The following is a 2,735-nucleotide window of genomic DNA, read 5'->3' as shown; positions in this document are numbered from 1 at the left end:
CGTTCGCGCTCGGCCCGGCCGCGGTCATCCGCGAGGCGCTCGACGCCGACCTGGTCGGCCGCGGCGGTGCCGCGTTCCCGACCGGGCGCAAGTGGGACGCGACCGCGCGCCGGCCCGACCATCCGCACTACCTGGTCTGCAACGCGGACGAGAGCGAACCCGGCACCTTCAAGGACCGGGTCGTCATGGAGGGCGACCCGTTCTCGGTGATCGAGGCCATGACCGTGGCGGCGTACGCCACGGGCTGCCGCCGCGGTTTCCTCTACCTGCGCGGCGAGTACCCGCGCGCGCTGCGGCTCCTCACGAACGCCGTCGAGCGCGCCCGGGAGCGGAACCTCCTGGGCACGGACATCCTCGGGTCCGGCTTCGACTTCGACGTGGAGATCCGGCGCGGCGGCGGGGCGTACATCTGCGGCGAGGAGACGGCGATCTTCAACTCGATCGAGGGCTACCGCGGCGAGCCCCGCAGCAAGCCGCCGTTCCCGGTCGAGAAGGGACTGTTCGGCCAGCCCACCGCCGTCAACAACGTGGAGACGCTCGTCAACGTGCTGCCCATCCTGACCGGCGGCGCCGCCGCGTACGCCGCCGTGGGCACGGGCGGATCGACCGGGACCAAACTGTTCTGCCTGTCCGGCACGGTGCGCCGCCCGGGAATCTACGAGCTGCCCTTCGGGGCCACGCTGCGCGAGCTGCTGACCCTGGCCGGCGGCGTCCCCGAGGGCCGGGAGCTGCGGGCGGTGCTGCTCGGCGGCGCCGCGGGCTCGTTCGTCCGGCCCGATGAGCTGGACATCCCCCTCACGTTCGAGGGCACGCGCGCGGCCGGCGCCGGTCTCGGCTCCGGCGTCGTGCTGGCCCTCGACGACAGCGTGGACCTGACCGGGCTGCTGTTGCGGATCGCGACCTTCTTCCGCGACGAGTCCTGTGGCCAGTGCGTCCCCTGCCGGGTGGGAACCGTACGGCAGGAGGAGGCACTGCACCGCCTGGCGCGGGGCTCGGGCCCGGCCGACGTGACGCTGCTGCGCGACGTCGGCCGGGCCATGCGCGACGCCTCCATCTGCGGCCTCGGCCAGACCGCCTGGAACGCCGTCGAGTCCGCGATCGACCGGCTCGGCGTGTTCTCCTCCGCCACGGAAGGGAAGCCATCATGACCTCCGTACCGCTCGCTCCGCCGCGTCGGCTCGTCGACGTCACCGTCGACGGTGAACCGGTGCGGCTGCCCGAGGGCTCGACCATCCTCGCCGCCTGCTCAGGCACCCCGACCCTGTGCTACGGCGACACGCTGACGCCGAAGAACGCCTGCCGGATCTGCGTGGTGGAGGTGACGGGCTCCCGTACGCTCGTGCCGGCCTGCTCGCGGCGCGTCGAGCCGGGCATGGAGATCATGACCGACACCGAGCGGGTCCGGCACAGCCGGCGGCTCGTACTGGAGCTTCTGGGCTCATCGACCGACCTGTCCACGACGCCCGGCGCGGCGGAGTGGACCGCGGAGTACGGCGCGCGGCCGGAACGCTTCGGCCTGCCGGGCGCGCCGTCCGCCGACCGGGACGAACGGCGCCCCGGTGCGCACGAGGCCCCGGACGGCACCGCCGCGGCCACCGTCGCGCAGCCGGCCAAGGTCGACAACGACCTCTACGTACGCGACTACGGCAAGTGCATCCTGTGCTACAAGTGCGTCGACGCGTGCGGCGAGCAGTGGCAGAACACCTTCGCGATCGGTGTGGCGGGCCGTGGCTTCGACGCGCGGATCTCCACCGAGCACGCCGCGCCGCTGCCCGACTCGGCCTGTGTGTACTGCGGGAACTGCGTCGAGGTGTGCCCGACCGGCGCGCTGTCGTTCAAGAGCGAGTACGACATGCGTGCGGCGGGCACCTGGGACGAGTCGCGGCAGACCGAGACGACGACGATCTGCAGCTACTGCGGCGTGGGCTGCAACCTGACCCTGCACGTCCAGGACAACGAGATCGTGAAGGTCACCTCGCCGCACGACAACCCGGTGACGCACGGCAACCTGTGCGTCAAGGGCCGCTTCGGCTTCCAGCACGTCCAGAACCGTGGGTAGGCGCACGGTCCGGCGCCGGATGACGCGCGTGTCCGACGGCGTCCCGGCGGGCCGTACGGACACGCTGGTGGCGGAGGAGCCGCTGGAGATCCGGCTCGGCGGACGGCCGCTGACGATCACGATGCGCACGCCGGGCGACGACTTCGAGCTGGCGGCGGGGTTCCTCGTCGGCGAGGGCGTGGTGACGCGGGCGGAGGAGATCCGGGCGATCGCCTACTGCGCCGGGGCGATCGACGACGGCGGCAACACCTACAACATCGTGGATGTGCGGCTGGCGGACGGGGTGCCCCTGCCCGAGATGACGCTGGAGCGCAACTTCTACACGACGTCCTCGTGCGGGCTGTGCGGCAAGGCCAGCCTCGACGCGGTACGCATGGTGGCCCGCTGGAGCGTACGGGAGGATCCGCTGCGCCTCGCGCCGGAGACGGTGACGGCCCTGCCGGACCGGCTGCGCGCGGCCCAGCCGGTCTTCGAGCGCACCGGCGGCCTGCACGCCGCGGGCCTGTTCGACGCGGCGGGTTCGCTGCTGTGCGTGCGCGAGGACGTCGGCCGCCACAACGCCGTGGACAAGCTGGTCGGGTGGGCGCTGCGACGCGACCTGCTGCCGCTGCGAGGCGCGACGCTGCTCGTGTCGGGGCGCGCCTCGTTCGAGCTGACGCAGAAGGCGCTGCTCGCG

3 protein-coding genes are annotated in these 2,735 nt (G+C 72.8%); all 3 read left to right on the top strand.

Annotated features, from left to right (window positions below; genetic code table 11):
• The coding region (locus tag ACFFNX_RS47085) for a complex I 51 kDa subunit family protein (RefSeq protein WP_378212908.1) at nucleotides 1–1,148 on the top strand (1,148 nt) is incomplete at its 5' end.
• Nucleotides 1,145–2,059, top strand: coding sequence for a 2Fe-2S iron-sulfur cluster-binding protein (locus ACFFNX_RS47080; RefSeq protein ID WP_378212907.1), 915 nt, complete (start codon nucleotides 1,145–1,147; stop codon nucleotides 2,057–2,059). The genes ACFFNX_RS47085 and ACFFNX_RS47080, both read left to right, overlap by 4 nt.
• On the top strand, nucleotides 2,052–2,735 hold a 684-nt coding region (gene fdhD, locus ACFFNX_RS47075), incomplete at its 3' end, for a formate dehydrogenase accessory sulfurtransferase FdhD (protein ID WP_378212906.1). The genes ACFFNX_RS47080 and fdhD, both read left to right, overlap by 8 nt.

Origin of the sequence: Actinoallomurus acaciae (assembly GCF_042429965.1) — a bacterium.
GTDB classification, from domain to species: domain Bacteria; phylum Actinomycetota; class Actinomycetes; order Streptosporangiales; family Streptosporangiaceae; genus Actinoallomurus; species Actinoallomurus acaciae.
This window is presented reverse-complemented; position numbering and strand designations above follow the sequence as displayed.

Bases quoted from the DNA above. Each gene is read 5' to 3' on its own strand.
- ACFFNX_RS47080 (WP_378212907.1), top strand. From the start codon at position 1,145: ATGACCTCCGTACCGCTCGCTCCGCCGCGTCGGCTCGTCGACGTCACC.